At 59.2% G+C, this 1298-nt stretch carries 1 protein-coding gene; it reads right to left on the minus strand.

Features of this window, described 5'->3' with window-relative positions; genetic code table 11:
• Positions 1-1197 (minus strand): VCBS domain-containing protein (locus tag PG888_RS22890; protein ID WP_270816054.1); only part of this gene is annotated, 1197 nt, incomplete at its 3' end.
• Positions 1198-1298: the final 101 nt, after the last annotated feature.

Genomic DNA, 1298 nt, shown 5'->3' on the forward strand with positions numbered 1-1298 from the left:
GGCCTGTACCTGCGGGTCATCGTTGTTGAGTGTGTAAGTCCAGTTGCCATCTTTATCGATGGTGAAGGTGCCGTGGTCACCCTTGACCTGAGTCTGGGGCTGGAACACCGCTTCGCCGTTATCGACATCGGTGGCGACCAGCTTGCCGTTGGTGGTAAGGGTTACGTCTTCTTTGACGGCGCCCTGATCTGCGCCCGGGGTCGCGACGCCGATGGTGGCGATGTCGTTGGTGCCGGTGATGGTCACGGTGACGGTGTGCTGGGCAGAGCCGTCGGCACTCTTGACCACGAAGGTTTCGTTGGGCAGGGATTCCCCCTCTTTGAGGGCCTGCACCTGCGGGTCATCGTTGTCGAGTGTGTAAGTCCAGTTGCCATCTTTATCGATGGTGAAGGTGCCGTGGTCACCCTTGACCTGAGTCTGGGGGTGGAACACCGCTTCGCCGTGATCGACATCGGTGGCGACCAGCTTGCCATTGGTGGTGAGGGTCACATCTTCTTTGACGGCACCCTGGTCAGCGCCCGGCGTGGCAACGCCGATGGTGGCGGTGTCGTTGGTGCCGGTGATGGTAATGGTCACCGTGGCCGGGGCACTCTGGTTGCCACTCGGATCGGTGGCAATATAGGTAAAGGAGACCTGTCGTGTCTCACCCTCTCGCAGGGATTGAAACTCGGGGGAGGGAATATATTGGTAGCTGCCATCGGCATTGAGGGTCAGTTGACCGCTCTGTACGCCGCTCACCAGGGTGTAACCCTGCGGATTGATGCCGTCGCTATCGGGATCTTGCGCGGTCGGAACCTGAGCGAACAGGGTCGGCGTGTCTTCAGAAATGATCTGCTGCTGATCAAAGGCAACCGGCGGATGCGCTATCTTGCCGGCGATCTCGTCACCCGGCAGCGCATCCAGGCGTTGCGGGTCACGGCTGTTATGGGTCGTATCAAAACCCGCTTCGGAAATGGTCGCTCTGGCGGTACGTTCGGTGACGATGACGCCCGCATTACCGGAGCCTGCGAGGCCTCCTGCGGTATCACCGCCGCTGGCGGTTGCCTGGGCGATTTCGGTCGGATCCTGCCCATCCTGAATAGCTTGCTGGATGGCGGCCAGTTCTTGCTCAACGGCGGGGTCGATTTCATCCCCATCGGAGGGAATGGTGTCGTCTGGAATAGTGTTATCCGCACTCGCCATTGCTGGCGGTGTCAATTCTACCTCCGCAGGGGATACCAGTCTCAGAGATCCCCTCATTTTTAGAGACTCAAATAATTCCAAGTGTGCGGGTATATAAGCGGTGTTGCTTCAGGTAG

The organism is Aeromonas sp. QDB23, assembly GCF_027707745.1.
GTDB lineage: Bacteria > Pseudomonadota > Gammaproteobacteria > Enterobacterales > Aeromonadaceae > Aeromonas > Aeromonas allosaccharophila.